Source organism: Streptomyces halobius (assembly GCF_023277745.1).
GTDB lineage: Bacteria > Actinomycetota > Actinomycetes > Streptomycetales > Streptomycetaceae > Streptomyces > Streptomyces halobius.
Genome location: NZ_CP086322.1, coordinates 3,160,837 through 3,179,748, shown reverse-complemented (window position 1 = coordinate 3,179,748; position 18,912 = coordinate 3,160,837). Strand labels below are relative to the sequence as shown.

Here is an 18,912-nt window from a genome sequence, read left to right as displayed (position 1 = left end):
CTTGGTGTGCCCTGACCCCTCACCTGTGAAACCGAAAACGAACGGCGCCGCGCACCCGGCCCCGTACCGGCCGGAGCGGGCAGCGGAATGTTGGGGCCGCCCGCCGAGGCATGGCCGGTAGAGTCCAACGGCGTGCACCTCAAGAGTCTGACCCTGCGAGGCTTCAAGTCCTTCGCCTCCGCCACGACGCTGCGCTTCGAGCCCGGTATCACCTGCGTCGTGGGCCCCAACGGTTCCGGCAAGTCGAATGTCGTGGACGCGTTGTCCTGGGTCATGGGCGAGCAGGGGGCGAAGTCGCTGCGCGGCGGCAAGATGGAGGACGTCATCTTCGCCGGGACGACCGGCCGGCTGCCGCTGGGCCGGGCCGAGGTCTCGCTCACCATCGACAACTCCGACGGCGCACTGCCCATCGAGTACGCCGAAGTGACCATTACCCGGATCATGTTCCGTAATGGCGGCAGCGAATACCAGATCAATGGCGATACCTGCCGACTGCTGGATATCCAGGAATTGCTTTCCGATTCCGGTATCGGGCGCGAGATGCATGTCATCGTCGGGCAGGGACAGCTCGACTCCGTGCTGCACGCCGATCCCATGGGGCGCCGGGCGTTCATCGAGGAGGCGGCCGGTGTCCTCAAGCACCGCAAGCGCAAGGAGAAGGCGCTGCGGAAACTGGACGCGATGCAGGCCAACCTCGCCCGCGTACAGGATCTGACCGACGAGCTGCGCCGCCAGCTCAAGCCGCTGGGACGGCAGGCCGCGGTCGCCCGGCGGGCCGCCGTCATCCAGGCCGATCTGCGGGACGCCCGGCTGCGCCTGCTCGCCGACGATCTCGTCACCCTGCGGGAGGCGCTGCGCGCCGAGATCGCGGACGAGGCGGCGCTCAAGGAACGCAAGGAGGCCGCGGAGGCGCAGCTGCGCGCCGCCCAGCAGCGCGAGGCGGCGCTGGAGGAGGAGGTCCGCACGCTGACACCGCGGGTCCAGCGCGCGCAGCAGACCTGGTACGAGCTGTCGCAGCTCGCGGAGCGGGTGCGCGGCACGATCTCGCTGGCCGAAGCGCGGGTCAAGAGCGCTGCGCCGGCCCCGCCGGACGAGCGGCAGGGGCGCGACCCCGAGGACATGGAGCGCGAGGCGGCCCGGATCCGTGAGCAGGAGGCGGAGTTGGAGGCCGCGCTGGAGGCGGCGAGCCGGGCGCTGGAGGACACCGTCGAGCACCGTGCCGCGCTGGAGCGGCAGTTGGCGGAGGAGGAGCGGCGGCTGCGGGATGTGGCCCGCGCCATCGCCGACCGGCGGGAGGGGCTCGCCCGGCTGAACGGGCAGGTCACCGCGGCCCGCGGCCGGGCCGCCTCCGCCCAGGCGGAGATCGGCCGGCTGGCCGAGGCCCGGGACGGCGCACGGGAGCGGGCGGCCGCGGCCCAGGAGGCGTACGAGCAGCTGAAGGCCGAGGTCGACGGGCTGGACGCGGACGACGAGGAGCTCGCGGGCCGGCACGACGCGGCCCGGCGGGAGCTGGCGGAGGCGGAGGCCGCGCTGACCGCCGCACGCGAGGCGCTGACCGCGGCGGAGCGCCAGCGCGCCGCGACCTCCGCCCGGCACGACGCACTGGCGCTCGGGCTGCGCCGCAAGGACGGCACCGGCGCGCTGCTGGCCGCCGCGGACCGGCTCACCGGCCTGCTCGGCCCGGCGGCGGAGCTGCTGACGGTCACCCCCGGCTACGAGATTCCCGTCGCGGCGGCGCTCGGCGCGGCCGCGGACGCCATCGCCGTCACCGGCCCGGCCACCGCCGCCGACGCCATCCGCCTGCTGCGGAAGCAGGACGGGGGACGGGCGGCGATGGTGCTGGGGGGCGTGCCGGCCGCTGGTGCCGTGGCGGTTTCCGAGACGGCTGGGCTTGCGGAGGCTGTCGGGACTGCTGTGGACGGTGAGCCGGGGGAGTCGAGTGTGCAGGCCGGGCGCGTCGGTGGTCCGGCGGGTTCCGTGGGCACGGAGCACACGGCGCGGGTGCCGGGCCCGGCAGGGGAGGCCGACGTGGCGGCGCGGGCCGGGGCGGGGCCGGAGCGGCCGGTGATCGGGCCGCAGTCGACGGGCCGGGAAAGTGCGCCCCGGGACGGCGAGGCGGCGGGTGCCGCCGGCGCGTCCGGGCACCGTGTGCCCGGTCCCCGCTCCGCGCCCGTGCGCGCCGCTGAACTGGTGCGCGGGCCGGAGGAGTTGATGGCCGCGGTGGCCCGGCTGCTGCGGGACGTGGTGGTGGTCGGGACGCTGGAGGACGCCGAGGAACTGGTGGCCGCGCGTCCGGAGCTGATGGCCGTGACCGGTGAGGGCGATCTGCTCGGGGCGCATTTCGCGCAGGGCGGGTCGGCCGGCGCGCCGAGTCTGCTGGAGGTGCAGGCGTCCGTCGACGAGGCGGCCGCGGAGCTGGCGGAACTGGCGGAGCGCTGCGAGGAGCTCACCGAGGCGCAGCGGGCGGCGGCGGAGCGGCGTACGGAATGTGCCGCGCTGGTCGAGGAGCTGGGCGAACGGCGGCGCGCGGCGGACCGGGAGAAGTCCAAGATCGCGGGGGATCTGGGGCGGCTCGCCGGGCAGGCGCGGGCGGCGGCGGGCGAGGCGGAACGTTCCGGTGCGGCGGCCGCCAAGGCCGAGAAGGCCCTGCTGCGGGCCACCGAGGAGGCCGAGGAACTGGCCGAGCGGCTCGCCGCGGCCCAGGAGGCCCCGGGCGTCGGCGACGAGGAGCCCGATACGTCCGTACGGGACCGGCTGGCCGCCGACGGGGCCAACGCCCGGCAGACGGAGATGGAGGCCCGGCTCCAGGCGCGTACGCACGAGGAGCGGGTGAAGGCGCTCGCCGGGCGGGCGGATGCGCTGGACCGCGGCGCGCGCGCCGAGCGGGAGGCGCGGGCACGGGCCGAGCGGCGGCGCGCCCGGCTGCGCCACGAGGCGGCGGTGGCCGGGGCGGTGGCCTCCGGTGCCCGCCAGCTGCTGGCGCACGTCGAGGTGTCGGTCGTACGGGCCGAGGGGGAGCGCGGCGCCGCCGAGCGGGCCAAGGCGGAGCGCGAAGCGGCGCTGGTGGCCGAGCGCAACCGGGGCCGGGAACTGAAGGCCGAGCTGGACAAACTGACCGACTCGGTACACCGGGGCGAGGTGCTGGGCGCGGAGAAGCGGCTGCGGATCGAGCAGCTGGAGACCAAGGCACTGGAGGAGCTGGGGGTGGAGCCGGCCGGGTTGATCGCGGAGTACGGGCCCGATCAGCCCGTACCGCCGTCGCCGCCGGCCGAGGGCGAGCAGCTGCCGGACGACCCGGAGCACCCGAGGAACCAGCCGGTCGCCTATGTGCGGGCCGAGCAGGAGAAACGGCTGCGGGCCGCGGAGCGGGCGTACCAGCAGCTCGGGAAGGTGAACCCGCTCGCGCTGGAGGAGTTCGCGGCGCTGGAGGAGCGCCACAAGTTCCTCAGCGAACAGCTCGAGGACCTGAAGAAGACCCGTGCCGACCTGCTGCAGGTGATCAAGGAGGTCGACGAGCGGGTGGAGCAGGTCTTCACCGAGGCGTACCACGACACCGCCCGCGAGTTCGAGGGCGTCTTCGCGCGGCTCTTCCCCGGGGGCGAGGGGCGGCTGGTCCTGACCGACCCGGACGACATGCTGGCCACCGGGGTGGAGGTGGAGGCGCGCCCGCCGGGCAAGAAGGTCAAGCGGTTGTCGCTGCTCTCGGGCGGTGAGCGGTCGCTGACCGCCGTGGCGCTGCTGGTATCGATCTTCAAGGCGCGCCCCAGCCCGTTCTACGTCATGGACGAGGTCGAGGCGGCGCTGGACGACACCAATCTGCAGCGGCTGATCCGGATCATGGAGGAGCTCCAGGAGAGCTCCCAGCTGATCGTGATCACCCACCAGAAGCGGACGATGGAGGTCGCGGACGCGCTCTACGGGGTGTCGATGCAGGGGGACGGTGTGTCGAAGGTCATCAGCCAGCGCCTGCACTGAACGGCCCCGGTGCTGCCCAGGACTCCACCTCCCTAGTCTCTTCACAACTTGAACGAGATGCCCCTAGGGCTGTCGAGAAACGAATTCATCACGTCCTATTGACTTCGAAACTTGAAGGCATAGTCTCTGCAACGTTGCTTTTACCTTCAAGTGGTGGGTGTCCTGACCTCATGTGCCACCTGAAGGGCCAGCCCCCGACGCCCGGCAGCGCAGCCGGGCCACTGGAGTTCACGTTGACCAGCACCGCGCCGCCGACGGCAGTGGAAGGCCGCAAGGCCCAGCCGGACCACCTCGGCCATGTCATCTTCATCACCGCGGCTGCCGCGATGGGCGGCTTCCTCTTCGGCTACGACAGTTCCGTGATCAACGGCGCGGTCGAGGCGATCCGCGACCGTTACGAGGTCGGATCCGCCGTGCTGGCCCAGGTGATCGCCGTCGCGCTGATCGGCTGCGCCATCGGTGCCGCGACCGCCGGCCGGATCGCGGACCGTATCGGCCGGATCCGCGTGATGCAGATCGCCGCGGTGCTGTTCGTCCTCAGCGCCGTCGGCTCGGCCGTGCCCTTCGGCCTGTGGGACCTCGCCTTCTGGCGGGTCATCGGCGGCTTCGCGATCGGTATGGCCTCGGTCATCGGCCCGGCCTACATCGCCGAGGTCTCCCCGCCCGCCTACCGCGGCCGGCTCGGCGCGTTCCAGCAGGCCGCGATCGTCATCGGCATCGCCGTCTCCCAGCTGGTCAACTGGGGCATCCTCAACCTCGCCGACGGCGACCAGCGCGGCACCCTCGCCGGCCTGGAAGCCTGGCAGTGGATGCTCGGCGTGATGGTCGTCCCGGCCGTCCTCTACGGGCTGCTCTCCTTCGCGATCCCCGAGTCGCCGCGCTACCTGATCTCCGTCGGCAAGGTCTCCCGCGCCAAGGAGGTGCTGGCCGAGGTCGAGGGCAGCGGCACCGACCTCGACACCCGCGTCCGGGAGATCGAGGAGGCGATGCGCAGCGAGCACAAGTCGACCTTCAAGGACCTGCTCGGCGGCAGGATGGGCCTCATGCCGATCGTCTGGGTCGGTATCGGACTCTCCGTCTTCCAGCAGCTGGTCGGCATCAACGTCGCGTTCTACTACTCCTCGACGCTATGGCAGTCCGTCGGCATCGACCCGAGCAACTCGTTCTTCTACAGCTTCACCACGTCGATCATCAACATCGTCGGCACCGTGATCGCGATGCTCCTCGTCGACCGGATCGGCCGCCGCCCGCTGGCGCTGGTCGGCTCGCTCGGTATGGCCGTCTCCCTCGGCCTGGAAGCCTGGGCCTTCTCCGCCAAGACCGCGGCCGGCACCCTGCCGGCCACCGAAGGCGCCGTGGCACTGATCGCCGCACATGTCTTCGTGCTCTTCTTCGCCCTCTCCTGGGGCGTCGTGGTCTGGGTCTTCCTCGGCGAGATGTTCCCCAACCGGATCCGCGCCGCCGCGCTCGGCGTCGCCGCCTGCGCACAGTGGGTCGCCAACTGGGCCATCACGGCCAGCTTCCCGAGCCTGGCCGAGTGGAACCTGTCCGGCACCTACGTGATCTACATGATCTTCGCCCTGCTCTCGATCCCCTTCGTGCTGAAGTACGTGAAGGAGACGAAGGGCAAGGCGTTGGAGGAGATGGGCTAAACCCCCGCCAGCCTCTCTCCTCGGTATTGGGCACCGCCCCGGCTCATGGTGTGAGCCGGGGCGGTGTTCCGCTGCGCTCGGCCTGGGCCGACATGGTTGCTCGCCTGCGGCGGGCGTGCGCCCCACGTTGTCGGCTGTCCCGCCGTGGGGGTCGCCTGCGGCGGGCGTGCGCCCCACGTTGTCGGCTGTCCCGCCGTGAGGGGTTCGCCTGCGGCGGGCGTGGGTTCGGGTGCGGTGACGGGCCTCCGGACTCCGTCCTGCGGCCCTCCCCCATAGCCTGAAGGGCATGGGAGGTACCCCCATCCTCCCGTCGGTGGGTGGGATAGGGCCGGTGGGGGCACATGTGGTCTGTCATGTGTCTGTGGTCGCGACCACAGGGTGCAGATGACCGGCTACGTGTACCCCCACCGGTCTTCTTCCCCACCCCTTCGGGAGGTGCCGGTCCGCAGGACGGAGTCCGGAGGGCCGGTGCCGCTGCCGAACAGCCCCGCGCAGCGGAACACAGCTCGCAGCAAGTGCTACGGCGGGACAGCCAAAGACGTCGGCGCAGGCACGCCGCAGGCGCAGCCTCACGGCGGGACAGCCGACAACGTGGGGCTCAGACACAGCGCAGCGGACGCCCGCAGCAAGCGCCATGGCGGGACAGTCGAACGCCTCGACTGCGGCCCGTGCGGTGCAAAGAAACGCCCCCTCGCCAGGACGGTGGCGAGGGGGCGTTGGCTGACGTGACGTCAGGTCTCCCTGGGGTGCGGGCGGTCAGCCGACCTCGGCCGGCCGCGGTTCCCGGGCGGCCTCGTCGGCCACGGCCGGCACGGCCGTGGCCGTCTCCTTCGGCGTCGGCAGCGCAGCGAACACCACTGCGGCGATCAGGATCGTGGCCGCCCAGCCCAGACCGTTCTCGCCGATCCAGGTGGTGGTCAGCGGGCCGGTGAACCACTGGACCTTGGTGAAACACAGGCCCGCGGCCAGCGCCACCGCCCAGGCCGTCATGGCCTGCCAGCAGAAGCCGCCGACGTACCAGTAGCGGCTGGTGCGGCCGGTGTTCATCAGGCTGTCGCCGTCGTAGCGGACCGCCATCTTGCGCCGTCGCGCCATGTCGATGCCGTAGACGCCGATCCAGGCGGAGAAGGACACCGCGAGCAGCGTCAGGAAGGCGATGAACTGGCCGATGAAGTCCTTGGCCACCAGCATCATGAACAGGCCGCCGACCAGGCTGATCACGGCGTTGACACTGACCGCCAGGGCACGCGGCAGCTTGACGCCCATGGTCTGCGCGGTGAAGCCCGCCGAGTACATCGAGAGGCTGTTGATCAGCACCATTCCGACCAGCGCGGTGATCAGGTACGGCACCGCGAGCCAGCCCGGCAGGATGTGACCGAGGAACGACATCGGGTCGGTGTTCCGGCCGGCCAGCTTCGGGTCCGAGACCGCCATCACGCCGCCCATCAGCACCATCGGGACCAGCACCAGCGCCGCCCCGGAGACCGTCGCACCGACGATCTTCCTGCCGGACGCGGAGTGCGGCAGATAACGCGCGAAGTCGGGGCCGGTCGGGACCCAGCTGATGCCGCCGGCCGCGATGGTGCCGATGCCCGCGATCACCATGGCGGTGGTGCCCGGCTCCTTGGCGAAGATCGCGCCCCAGTCCATCGTGGCGACGAGATAGACCAGCACCATGATGCTGAACAGGCCGAAGAGGTACGTCGAGTACGTGTTGCAGACGTTCAGCGCCTTGCGGCCCAGGCCGCTCACCAGGTAGGTGACGGCCACGAAGGCGAGCAGGGTGACGACGACCAGGACGTTGTTGCTCTCGATCCCGAACAACAGCTTCAGCACGGTCAGCACGGCGAACGCGCCGGTGACCGCGTTGATCGTCTCCCAGCCGAAGCGGGCGACCCACAGGATCGCGCCGGGAAAGTAGTTGCCACGTACGCCGAAGGCGGCCCGGGAGAGCATCGCGCCGGGCGCTCCGCCCCACTTCCCGGAGACCGACAGCACACCGACCATGCCGAAGGCGACGGCGGAGGCGACCGCGGCCACCAGCAGGACCTGCCAGAAGTTCAGCCCGTTGTTGACGACGAGCGAGGCGCCCATGGTGAGCAGCAGCACGCTGATGTTGGCGGCGACCCAGGTCGGGAAGAGCTCGCGGACGCGGCCCCGGCGCTCGTTGTCGGGAACGGGTTCGATGCCCCGGGTCTCGACGGCGCCTTCGGTTTCGAGAGCGGACATGGTGCAGGTGTCTCCGTGCGGGGGTGTCTGGGAGGCACCCCCGGGAGGAGGTGCAGGCAGCGGCTGTGGTGCCTGGCCAGGTGGTTGCCAGGACTCTACGCGCGTTGCGTGGCCGTGGACCATCGTACTTTGATCCAACTTCTGCACTATTCGCCACTCGGATCACCCCACGAGGCCGGCCGCAGCTGACCGGTCAGGCGCGGCCTGCGGACGCGATCACAGATGCTTGATACGAAAGGCGCGCCCCCACCGGCCTCTTCCTCCCACCCACGGGAGGGGACGGGGGCGGAAAGCCGAAAACGGCCCGCGCCCGCCGCAGGCGCACTCCCACGGCGGGAAAGCCGACAAGGCGAGCACCAAGTCGGCCCAGGCAAAGCGCAGCGCACCCCCATACTGGAGGGGTTATGGAAATCGTCATCCTTGCTGTAGTCATCGCCGTGGTCGTGCTCGGCGCGATCAGCGGGCTCGTCGTCAGCGGCCGCAAGAAGAAGCAGCTGCCGCCGCCCCCGCCGGCTGCCCCCGCCACGCCCCCCGTTACCGCGCCCCCCGCCGAACCGCATGTCGGCGAGGAGGCCGAGGCCCCACGCGAAGAACCCCGTCGCACCATCGAAGAGGTCGGGCTGCCCACCGCGGAGGCCCCCGAGGCCGAGGCGCCGGCTGCCGAGGCCGCCGCACCCGAGGCGCCCGCCGTGCCGGAGGTCGAGGTCCCCGAGCCGACCGCCGGTCGGCTGGTCCGGCTGCGTAGCCGGCTCTCCCGGTCGCAGACCTCCCTGGGCAAGGGCCTGCTGACCCTGCTCTCCCGTGAGCACCTCGACGAGGAGACCTGGGAGGAGATCGAGGACACCCTGCTGACCGCCGATGTCGGCGTCGCCCCCACCCAGGAGCTCGTCGACCGGCTGCGCGAACGGGTCAAGGTCCTGGGCACCCGTACGCCCGAGGAGCTGCGCGGCCTCCTCCGTGAGGAGCTGCTCACCCTCATCGGCACCGACGCGGACCGCTCGGTGCACACCGCCAACGGCATCGGCAACGGCGGCGGCGAGATCCCCGGCGTCGTCCTGGTCGTCGGTGTCAACGGCACCGGCAAGACGACGACCACCGGCAAGCTCGCCCGCGTCCTCGTCGCCGACGGCAAGTCCGTGGTCCTCGGCGCGGCCGACACCTTCCGCGCCGCCGCCGCCGACCAGCTGCAGACCTGGGGCGAACGGGTCGGCGCCCGGACCGTCCGCGGCCCCGAGGGCGGCGACCCCGCGTCGATCGCCTACGACGCGGTGAAGGAGGGCATCGAGGAGACCGCCGATGTCGTCCTGATCGACACCGCCGGCCGGCTGCACACCAAGACCGGTCTGATGGACGAGCTCGGCAAGGTCAAGCGGGTCGTCGAGAAGCACGGCCCGGTCGGCGAGGTGCTCCTTGTCCTGGACGCCACCACCGGCCAGAACGGCCTCGTGCAGGCACGGGTGTTCGCCGAGGTCGTGGACATCACCGGTGTGGTGCTGACCAAGCTCGACGGCACCGCCAAGGGCGGCATCATCGTCGCCGTCCAGCGCGAACTGGGCGTACCGGTCAAGCTGGTCGGTCTGGGTGAGGGAGCGGACGACCTGGCGCCGTTCGAGCCCGAGGCGTTTGTCGATGCTCTTATCGGCGACTAGGACCTCGGTATCGGCGACCAGGACCGCGCCCGTCCCCGGACACACCGGGATCGCGATGACGCGAAGGCCCCACCGCGGACAAGCGGTGGGGCCTTCGCGTGTCTCGTGGGGGAGCCTTCAGGGGATCTCCCAGGGACCCCGGCGTCAGCTGGGGGAGGCGCCGGTCACGGTGCGAAGGGGGGCGAGACGCTTCTGCGGGACCCGCATCGTTCCAGCCGCAGCGAGCAGTAAGCCAGCGTCCCCAGCAGTAACCGCGCTTCTGGTGGGCGGCCCGCCGTGTCCAGGGTCGGGGCGCGCAGCCAGTGCATCGGGCCGTGGCCGCCGAAGTCCGACGGCGGCGCGGTGATGTGGTCGCCCTCGCCCAGGGGGCGCAGATCGAGATCGGCGTCGTCCCAGCCCATCCGGTAGAGCAGCCCGGGCAGACCGGCGGCCGCGCCGTGCGCGACGAAGAACAGTGCACGGCCGGTCGGAGTGGCCGCCACCGGGCCGAGCGGCAGCCCCATCCGCTCCAGGCGCACCAGCGCGCACTGTCCGGCCGCCTCCGGTACGTCGAGGATGTCGAAAGCCCGGCCCACCGGGAGGAGCACCGCCGCGCCCGGGGTCTCCGCCCAGGCGTCCGCCGCCTTCTCCAGCGTCGCGCCGGCGGCCAGCTCCTGGCCGAAGTCCAGGGGGTGGGCGCCGGGCGCCGGGCAGGCGGTGAGGCCGCACGAGCAGTCCGTACGGCCGCTGCCGGCGCGGACCGCGCGGGCGCCGGGGACGACGTCCCAGCCCCACAGTCCGGTGTACTCCGCCACCGCCGTGCCTTCGGTCGAGCGGGCGCGGCGCCGTGAGCCGGAACGTTCCCGGATGCCGCCGATCGTGAAGCCCATGCCCCCTCCAACGGGTGGTGCGTGCCTGTGGTTACGAGTCGGTGGGTTGACACGGAGCGGTCACGCTCCGTCGTCGCTCCGCGTTGCCGGTGCCACGATGTCGTGCGCCGGGTGGTGCGGGGCGGTACGCACGCCCTCGCGTGCTTCGGTCCGCCCGGCCGTTGTCGCCCTGTGTCAAGTCAATCGCGAGAGCCTGCCGGGGAGTTCATTCGAAGGGGTGGCGAATGGTGGCGTTTCCACAATCTCCCTCGCGGGGGGCGTGATCGTAGGATTACTTTCGGTGCGCGAACCCCGGAGGGGCATCATTCGCACGGGTATGCCGGTGGCAACTCGCCGGTAGTCCACCGGCTGGAGGTGTGGCCGGATTCCGGCATCGGGTAGATGTAGCCGGGGGGCATCGCAACAGGCAGCAGCCTGTGGGTGGTTCGCGACGAGGCGACTATCGGGAGGGGCGTTCCAGTGGGCGGCAACGGCGGCACCGCCGGTTCCGGCGGGTCAGGCGGCACCGACGCCGTCAAGCGTCCCAACGCGCAGTTGGGGTCATGGTTCGTACGCAGCGGCTGGTCCAAGGGCGAGCTGGCGCGCCAGGTCAACCGCCGGGCGCGGCAGATGGGCGCCCACCACATCAGCACCGACACCTCGCGGGTGCGCCGCTGGCTGGACGGTGAGCAGCCGCGCGAGCCCATTCCGCGCATCCTGTCCGAGCTGTTCTCGGAACGCTTCGGCTGCGTGGTCGGCATCGAGGAGCTCGGGCTGCGCTCCGCGCACCAGTCCCCGTCCGTCTCGGGTGTCGACCTGCCCTGGGCCGGGCCGCAGACGGTCAGCCTGATCAGCGAGTTCTCGCGCAGCGACCTGATGCTCGCGCGCCGCGGCTTCCTGGGCACCTCGCTGGCGCTGGCCGCCGGACCGACCCTCATCGAGCCGATGCAGCGCTGGCTGGTGCCGGTGCCCGCCGGGCCGGGCGACGCGGAGTCATCGCCGGACCGGCCGCGGCGTGCCGTCCGGCTGTCCAAGCCGGAGCTGGATCTGCTGGAGTCGACGACCGCGATGTTCCGGCAGTGGGACGCGCAGTGCGGCGGCGGGCTGCGCCGCAAAGCGGTGGTCGGCCAGCTGCACGAGGTCACCGACCTCCTCCAGGAGCCGCATCCCGAGCCGGTCGCCAAGCGGCTCTTCAAGGTCGCCGCCGAGCTCGCCGAGCTGGCCGGCTGGATGAGCTACGACATCGGGCTGCAGCCCACCGCCCAGAAGTACTTCGTGCTCGCGCTGCACGCCTCCAAGGAAGCCGGCGACCGTCCCCTGGGCTCGTACATCCTCTCCAGCATGAGCCGCCAGATGATCCATCTCGGCCGGTCGGAGGACGCGCTGGAGCTGATCCATCTCGCCCAGTACGGCAGCCGTGAGACGGCCACCCCACGCACCCAGGCGATGTTGTATGCGATGGAGGCGCGCGCGTACGCCGGGATGGGCCAGCCCGGCAAGGTCAAGCGGGCCGTCCGGATGGCCGAGGACACCTTCTCCGATTGCATGCCCGGCGAGCCCGATCCGGACTGGATCCGCTTCTTCTCCGAGGCGGAGCTGAACGCCGAGAACGCCCACTCCTACCGCGACCTGGCGTATGTGGCCGGTCGCAGCCCCACGTACGCCTCGCTCGCCGAGCCCGTCATGGAGCGCGCCGTGGACCTCTTCCGGGAGGACTCCGAGCATCAGCGGTCGTATGCGCTCAATCTGATCGGCATGGCCACGGTGCGGCTGCTGCAGAAGGAGCCGGAAGCCTGCGCGGAGATGGCGCAGAAGGCCATTCCGTTCGCCCGGCAGGTCCGCTCGGAGCGGGTCAACAACCGGCTGCGCAAGACCGTGGACACCGCGACGCGGGAGTTCGGCGGTGTCGCCGAGGTGATCCAGCTGGGCGACGAGCTCTCCCGTCAGCTGCCGGAGAACGCAGCGGAGGTCGGCTGACCGCGCCCCAGGACCCCCGGCCACGGCCACCCGCCCCGTACAGCCCGACTCGGCTCCCCCGCCGCCTGGTCACGAGGGTGGGAGCCGTGGCCGGGTCGGATGTCGCGGCCCCTCTTTGCGCCCAAGCCGGCGCCGTCCCCCAGCTGACGCTGGGGGTGCCCCCACTCGCGGAGGCGGTTGCCCGCCGTTGGGGTTGCTCAAGCGGTGGTTTCGGTACTCAAGCGGCGGTTTCGGATAAGTGAAACGGCCGGGCGTGTGTTGATCTTGCAGTTCACCGGGGCGTAACACTGGCGCCGTCTTCGTCACGGTCGTGAAACACCGGTAAGGCATGGCGGAAACCACCCTGCGACAACCTCATGGCCAAGTCGGCCCACCAGAAACACGCCCGCACGGGCCGCATCGACGACGAGGAGACGCCGATGCCCCCAGGCATCCTGACGCTCGCAGCAGACAAGGTGACACTCAGCCCGGCGAACACCGGGTTCATGCTGATCTGCTCCGCACTGGTGATGGTCATGACGCCTGGCCTCGCCTTTTTCTATGGCGGCATGGTCCGGGTCAAGAGCGTGCTCAACATGCTGATGATGAGCTTCATCAGCCTGGGCATCGTGACAGTTCTTTGGGTCCTCTACGGTTTCGGGCTCGCCTTCGGCACCGACAAGGGCGGCCTGATCGGCTGGGAGGGCGACTTCGCCGGTCTCAGCGGTATCGGCGTGACCGAGCTGTGGGGCGAAACGAACATCCCGATCTATGTGTTCGCGGTCTTCCAGCTGATGTTCGCGATCATCACGCCCGCGCTGATCAGCGGTGCGCTCGCGGACCGGGTGAAGTTCACCGCCTGGGCCCTGTTCATCGCCCTGTGGGCCACCGTCGTCTACTTCCCCGTCGCGCACTGGGTGTGGGGTGACGGCGGCTGGCTCTTCGACATGGGCGTCATCGACTTCGCCGGCGGTACGGCCGTGCACATCAACGCGGGTGCCGCGGCGCTCGGCGCGATCCTGGTCGTCGGCAAGCGCATCGGCTTCAAGAAGGACCCGATGCGGCCGCACAGCCTGCCCCTGGTGATGCTCGGCGCCGGTCTGCTGTGGTTCGGCTGGTTCGGCTTCAACGCCGGCTCCTGGCTCGGCAACGACGACGGCATCGGAGCGGTCGCGTTCGTCAACACCCAGGTCGCCACGGCCGCGGCGATGCTCGGCTGGCTCACGTACGAGAAGGTCCGGCACGGCTCGTTCACCACGCTGGGCGCCGCCTCCGGCGCGGTCGCCGGTCTCGTCGCGATCACCCCGGCCTGTGGCTCGGTCAGCCCGCTCGGCGCCATCGCGGTGGGCATCATCGCCGGTGTGCTGTGCGCCATGGCCGTCGGCCTCAAGTACAAGCTCGGCTACGACGACTCGCTCGACGTCGTCGGTGTGCACCTCGTCGGCGGTGTCGTCGGATCGCTGCTGATCGGCCTGTTCGCCACCGGCGGTGTGCAGAGCGACGCCAAGGGCCTCTTCTACGGCGGCGGCCTCGAACAGCTCGGCAAGCAGGCGGTCGGTGTGGCGGCCGTGCTGGTCTACTCGCTGGTCGTCTCGTTCGTCCTTGCCAAGGTCATCGACCTGCTGATGGGCTTCCGGGTCAGCGAGGACGAGGAGATCTCGGGCGTCGACCAGGCCGCGCACGCCGAGACGGCATATGACTTCACCGGCGCGGGCGGTGGCACGGTGGCCCGTACGGCAGCGGTCCCCGCGACCGGCGCCGCCACCGCGGAGCCGGCCGGCAAGCAGGGCACGACGAAGAAGGTGGACGCGTGAAGCTCATCACGGCAGTAATCAAGCCGCACCGGCTGGACGAGGTGAAGGAAGCCCTGCAGGCATTCGGTGTGCACGGTCTGACCGTCACCGAGGCCAGCGGCTACGGCAGGCAGCGCGGGCACACGGAGGTGTACCGCGGCGCCGAGTACACCGTCGATCTGGTGCCCAAGGTCCGGATCGAGGTGCTCGTCGAGGACGCGGACGCCGACAACCTGGTGGACGTCGTGGTGAAGGCGGCCCGCACCGGCAAGATCGGCGACGGGAAGGTCTGGAGCGTGCCCGTCGAGGAGGCGGTACGCGTACGGACGGGCGAGCGCGGCCCGGACGCGCTGTAACCGCGTTGCACCGAGGACGCCCGGCTCGTCCGAGTCCTCCAGTGACCCGGCTCCGGCCTCCGGCGCGGCAATCGCCTCCGGAGGCCGGAGCCGGAGCACCTACGGGGCGGGGGAGACGGCGGGAACGTGGGGGACATCTGTGACAGCGGGGGACAACACGACCAAGGAGCACCCGAGTTGACGGAGAGCGTCGAGGAAACGGCAGGTCCCGGCGGAGTACCGGGCCAGTACACCGCCCCCGCGCCCGCCCCCGAGGGCGGCTATCCGGCGGCCCGGCTGCGGCTCCTCCACGACGACGCCCCGACCGGCCCGGACCGCCGCGCCGGCCTCGCCCGGCTCACCGACGCATGGCTCGGCGCGCTCCTGGCCGGCGCCGCCGGCGCCTCCGGCGTCCACGGCGCCGCCCTCGTCGCCGTCGGCGGCTACGGCCGCGGCGAACTCTCCCCGCGCAGCGACCTCGACCTCCTCCTGCTGCACGACGGCAGCGCCGACGCCGGTGCCGTCGCCGCCCTCGCCGACCGCCTCTGGTACCCCGTCTGGGACCTCGGTCTGGAACTCGACCACTCCGTACGCACCCCCGCCGAGGCCCGCGCCACCGCCCGCGAGGACCTCAAGGTGCAGCTGGGCCTGCTCGACGCCCGCCACCTGGCCGGCGACGCCGACCTGACCGCCGCCCTGCGCACCGCCGCATACGCCGACTGGCGCGCGGCCGCCCCCAAGCGGCTGCCGGAACTCCACGACCTGTGCCAGGACCGCGCCGACCGGCACGGCGAACTGCAGTACCTCCTCGAACCCGACCTCAAGGAGGCCAGGGGCGGGCTGCGGGACGCCACCGCGCTCCGGGCGGTCGCCGCGTCCTGGCTCGCCGACGCCCCGCGCGACGGCCTGGAAGCCGCCCGCACCCGCCTGCTCGACACCCGCGACGCGCTCCACCTGGTCACCGGGCGCGCCACCGACCGGCTCTCCCTCCAGGAGCAGACCCAGGTCGCCGAGGCACTCGGCCTGCTGGACGCCGACGCCCTGCTGCGGCAGACCTACGAAGCCGCCCGCACCCTCTCCTACGCCGCCGACGTCACCTGGCGCGAGGTCGGCCGCGTTCTGCGGGCCCGGTCCGTCAAACCCACGCTGCGCGGGCTGCTGTCCGGCCGTACCGCCGGCAAGGGGGAGCGCTCACCGCTCGCCGAGGGCGTCGTCGAACTCGACGGCGAGGCGGTGCTGGCCCGCACCGCCCGCCCCGAACGCGACCCGGTGCTGGTGCTGCGCGCCGCGGCCGCCGCCGCGCAGGCCGGACTGCCGCTCTCCCCGCACGCCGTCCGCCGCCTGGCCGCCGCGGCCGGGCCGCTGCCCGTGCCCTGGCCCGCCGAGGCCCGCGAGCAGCTGGTCACGCTCCTGGGCGCGGGCCCGCACACCGTGCCCGTATGGGAGTCCCTGGAGGCCGAGGGCCTCATCACGCGGCTGCTGCCCGACTGGGAACGCGTCCGCTGCCGTCCGCAGCGCAACCCCGTCCACACCTGGACCGTCGACCGTCACCTCGTCGAGACCGCGGTCCGGGCGTCCGCGCTGACCCGTCGGGTGCACCGCCCCGACCTGCTGCTGACCGCCGCCCTGCTGCACGACATCGGCAAGGGCCGGCCCGGCGACCACTCGGTGGCCGGCGAGACCATCGCCCGCGACGTGGCCACCCGGCTCGGCTTCGACGCCCGCGATGTCACCGTGATCGCCACCCTGGTACGGCACCATCTGCTGCTCGTCGAGACCGCCACCCGGCGCGACCTCGACGACCCCGAGACGGTCGGCGCGGTCGCGGACGCGGTCGGCGGCGCGGGCACCCTGGAACTGCTGCATGCCCTGACCGAGGCCGACGCGCTCGCCACCGGGCCCGCCGCCTGGTCCGCCTGGCGCGGCGGACTCGTCGCCGACCTGGTCAAACGCGTCGCGGCACAGCTCGCCGGCGAGGCCGTCCCGGAGGGCCGTACGACGGACGAGCCGACCGCCGAGCAGGAGCGGCTGGCGATCGAGGCGGCCCGCACCGGCGGCCCCGTCCTGGCCCTGCACCCCCGCGACGAGGCGCCCGCCGACGACGCTCCCGCGCCCGACGGCGGCCAGGAGCCGGTCGGCGTCGAACTGCTCATCGCCGTCCCGGACCAGCCGGGCGTGCTCGCCGTCGCGGCCGGTGTGCTGGCCCTGCACCGCCTCACCGTCCGCGCCGCCGATCTGCGCACCCTCGACCCCATCGGCGAGGGCCCCGTCCTGCTCCTCAGCTGGCGGGTGGCCGCCGAATACGGCTCGCTGCCGCAGGCCGTCCGGCTCCGCGCCGACCTGGTCCGCGCCCTCGACGGCTCCCTCGACATCCCCGCCCGCCTCGCCGAACGCGAACGCGCCTACGCCCGCCGCGCCCGCGCGGTCCCCGCCCCGCCGCCCCGCGTCACCGTCGCCCCCGGGACGTCCCGCACCGCGACCGTCATCGAGGTCCGCGCGCAGGACGCCCATGGGCTGCTGCACCGGATCGGGCGGGCGTTGGAGGAGGCGGGGGTCAGCGTCCGCAGCGCGCACATCAGCACGCTCGGGGCCAACGCCGTGGATGCTTTCTATGTCACGGACACGGAGGGCGCCCCACTGCCGGCCGAGCGGGCCGCGGCCGTCGCCCGCGGGGTGCAGAGCGCCCTGGAGTGACCCGCGTCACCATCCCCGCGGGCCGCCGGGCGCCCGCACTCCGGCGGTCCTCGACGGCCCGCTTGCCCGGCCGGATACCCTAGGAGGCGATTACCTCCGCCCCCGACCCCGAGGATCGACGACCGCCGTGTTCGATACGCTTTCCGACCGCTTGGCGAGTACTTTCAAAAACCTCCGGGGCAAGGGCCGCCTGAGCGAGGCGGACATCGACGCCACGGCGCGTGAGATCCGTATCGCCCTGCTTGAGGCCGACGTCGCCCTGCCCGTCGTCCGCGCCTTCATCAAGCAGGTCAAGGCGCGGGCCACCGGCGCGGAGGTCTCCCAGGCGCTGAACCCCGCCCAGCAGGTCATCAAGATCGTCAACGATGAGCTGATCACGATCCTGGGCGGCGAGACCCGTCGGCTCCGCTTCGCCAAGACCCCACCGACCGTGATCATGCTCGCCGGTCTGCAGGGTGCCGGTAAGACCACCCTCGCCGGAAAGCTCGGCCGCTGGCTCAAGGCGCAGGGCCACAGCCCGCTGCTGGTCGCCTGTGACCTGCAGCGTCCGAACGCGGTGAACCAGCTGGGCGTCGTCGCCGAGCGCGCCGGTGTCGCGGTGTTCGCGCCCGAGCCCGGCAACGGCGTCGGCGACCCCGTCCAGGTCGCCAAGGACTCGATCGAGTTCGCCCGCACCAAGGTCCACGACATCGTCATCGTCGACACCGCCGGCCGCCTCGGCATCGACGAGGAGATGATGCAGCAGGCCGCGGACATCCGTGACGCGGTCAGCCCGGACGAGATCCTCTTCATCGTCGACGCGATGATCGGTCAGGACGCGGTCAACACCGCCGAGGCGTTCCGCGACGGCGTCGGCTTCGACGGTGTGGTGCTCTCCAAGCTCGACGGTGACGCCCGTGGTGGTGCCGCGCTGTCCGTCGCGCATGTCACCGGCAAGCAGATCATGTTCGCCTCCAACGGCGAGAAGCTGGACGACTTCGACGCGTTCCACCCGGACCGCATGGCGTCCCGCATCCTCGGCATGGGCGACATGCTGTCGCTCATCGAGAAGGCCGAGCAGACCTTCAGCCAGGCCGAGGCCGAGAAGATGGCGGCCAAGCTCCAGAAGGGCCCCAAGGAGTTCACGCTCGACGACTTCCTGGCCCAGATGGAGCAGGTCCGCAAGATGGGCTCGATCTCCAAGCTGCTCGGCATGCTGCCCGGCATGGCGCAGATGAAGGACCAGATCAACAACCTCGACGAGCGCGAGGTCGACCGTACGGCCGCCATCATCAAGTCGATGACCCCGGCCGAGCGCCAGGAGCCGACGATCATCAACGGTTCGCGCCGGGCCCGTATCGCCCGGGGTTCCGGTGTCGACGTCAGCACGGTCAAGAGCCTCATCGAGCGGTTCTTCGAGGCCCGCAAGATGATGTCGAAGATGGCCCAGGGCGGCGGTATGCCGGGCATGCCGGGGATGCCCGGCATGGGGGGCGGCGCCGCCCGGAAGAAGAAGCAGGTCAAGCAGGCCAAGGGCAAGCGCAAGAGCGGCAACCCGATGAAGCGCAAGGCCGAGGAGCAGGCCGCGGCCGCGCGCCGCGAGGCCGCTGGCACCGGCAACCCGCTGGGCCTGCCGCAGGCCGGTCAGAACCCGCAGGACTTCGAACTTCCGGAGGAGTTCAAGAAGTTCATGGGCTGAGGCGTACGGCTGGCCACCTCCGGGAACCTCAGCCTCGCGTGCGCCCCCGGGAGCCCCACCTCTTCACGCGCCCCGGGGGCCGTACAAAACCCGCCGACTACAC

At 71.8% G+C, this 18,912-nt stretch carries 10 protein-coding genes; 8 read left to right on the top strand and 2 right to left on the bottom strand.

Annotated features, from left to right (window positions below; translation table 11 throughout):
* Positions 1 to 132 precede the first annotated feature (132 nt).
* Both K9S39_RS14485 and K9S39_RS14480 read left to right on the top strand, forming a co-directional pair.
* On the top strand, positions 133 to 3,975 hold the full coding sequence (locus K9S39_RS14485) for an AAA family ATPase (protein WP_248863755.1): 3,843 nt from the start codon (positions 133 to 135) through the stop codon (positions 3,973 to 3,975).
* 233 nt (positions 3,976 to 4,208) lie between these two features.
* Positions 4,209 to 5,627 (top strand): sugar porter family MFS transporter, encoded by a 1,419-nt coding sequence (locus tag K9S39_RS14480; protein ID WP_248863754.1) that lies wholly within the window; start codon positions 4,209 to 4,211, stop codon positions 5,625 to 5,627.
* A 756-nt stretch (positions 5,628 to 6,383) separates the two neighbouring features.
* Here K9S39_RS14480 and K9S39_RS14475 read toward each other — a convergent pair.
* Entirely contained in the window at positions 6,384 to 7,856 is a 1,473-nt protein-coding gene (locus K9S39_RS14475) for a purine-cytosine permease family protein (protein ID WP_248863753.1), read from the bottom strand.
* Positions 7,857 to 8,260: 404 nt separating this feature from the next.
* Here K9S39_RS14475 and ftsY point away from each other — a divergent pair, with 404 nt between their 5' ends.
* A complete protein-coding gene (gene ftsY / locus K9S39_RS14470; protein ID WP_248863752.1) occupies positions 8,261 to 9,505 on the top strand; it encodes a signal recognition particle-docking protein FtsY in 1,245 nt (414 codons plus the stop codon).
* A 164-nt stretch (positions 9,506 to 9,669) separates the two neighbouring features.
* Here the strand turns inward: ftsY and K9S39_RS14465 are convergent, their stop codons facing one another.
* A complete protein-coding gene (locus K9S39_RS14465) occupies positions 9,670 to 10,374 on the bottom strand; it encodes a bifunctional DNA primase/polymerase (protein ID WP_248863751.1) in 705 nt (234 codons plus the stop codon).
* 459 nt (positions 10,375 to 10,833) lie between these two features.
* Here K9S39_RS14465 and nsdA point away from each other — a divergent pair, with 459 nt between their 5' ends.
* The 5 genes from nsdA (at position 10,834) to ffh (ending at position 18,809) form a co-directional block, all read left to right on the top strand.
* A complete protein-coding gene (nsdA, locus tag K9S39_RS14460) occupies positions 10,834 to 12,330 on the top strand; it encodes a transcriptional repressor NsdA (protein ID WP_248863750.1) in 1,497 nt (498 codons plus the stop codon).
* Positions 12,331 to 12,749: 419 nt separating this feature from the next.
* The gene (locus K9S39_RS14455) at positions 12,750 to 14,123 is read left to right on the top strand and encodes an ammonium transporter (RefSeq protein WP_248868751.1); all 1,374 of its coding nucleotides are present in this window, start codon (positions 12,750 to 12,752) and stop codon (positions 14,121 to 14,123) included.
* On the top strand, positions 14,120 to 14,458 hold the full coding sequence (locus tag K9S39_RS14450; protein ID WP_248863749.1) for a P-II family nitrogen regulator: 339 nt from the start codon (positions 14,120 to 14,122) through the stop codon (positions 14,456 to 14,458). The genes K9S39_RS14455 and K9S39_RS14450 overlap by 4 nt, the downstream gene beginning before the upstream one ends.
* 276 nt (positions 14,459 to 14,734) lie before the next feature.
* Positions 14,735 to 17,131, top strand: coding sequence for a [protein-PII] uridylyltransferase (locus tag K9S39_RS14445; RefSeq protein WP_248868750.1), 2,397 nt, complete (start codon positions 14,735 to 14,737; stop codon positions 17,129 to 17,131).
* A gap of 127 nt (positions 17,132 to 17,258) precedes the next feature.
* Positions 17,259 to 18,809: a signal recognition particle protein gene (gene ffh, locus K9S39_RS14440; protein ID WP_248863748.1), complete on the top strand. Its 1,551-nt coding sequence runs from the start codon at positions 17,259 to 17,261 to the stop codon at positions 18,807 to 18,809.
* Positions 18,810 to 18,912 lie beyond the last annotated feature (103 nt).

Excerpts from the sequence above, each read along its gene's own strand:
- K9S39_RS14475 (WP_248863753.1), bottom strand. The coding sequence starts at position 7,856 with ATGTCCGCTCTCGAAACCGAAGGCGCCGTCGAGACCCGGGGCATCGAA.
- ftsY (WP_248863752.1), top strand. The coding sequence starts at position 8,261 with ATGGAAATCGTCATCCTTGCTGTAGTCATCGCCGTGGTCGTGCTCGGC.
- K9S39_RS14465 (WP_248863751.1), bottom strand. The coding sequence starts at position 10,374 with ATGGGCTTCACGATCGGCGGCATCCGGGAACGTTCCGGCTCACGGCGC.
- K9S39_RS14455 (WP_248868751.1), top strand. The coding sequence starts at position 12,750 with ATGCCCCCAGGCATCCTGACGCTCGCAGCAGACAAGGTGACACTCAGC.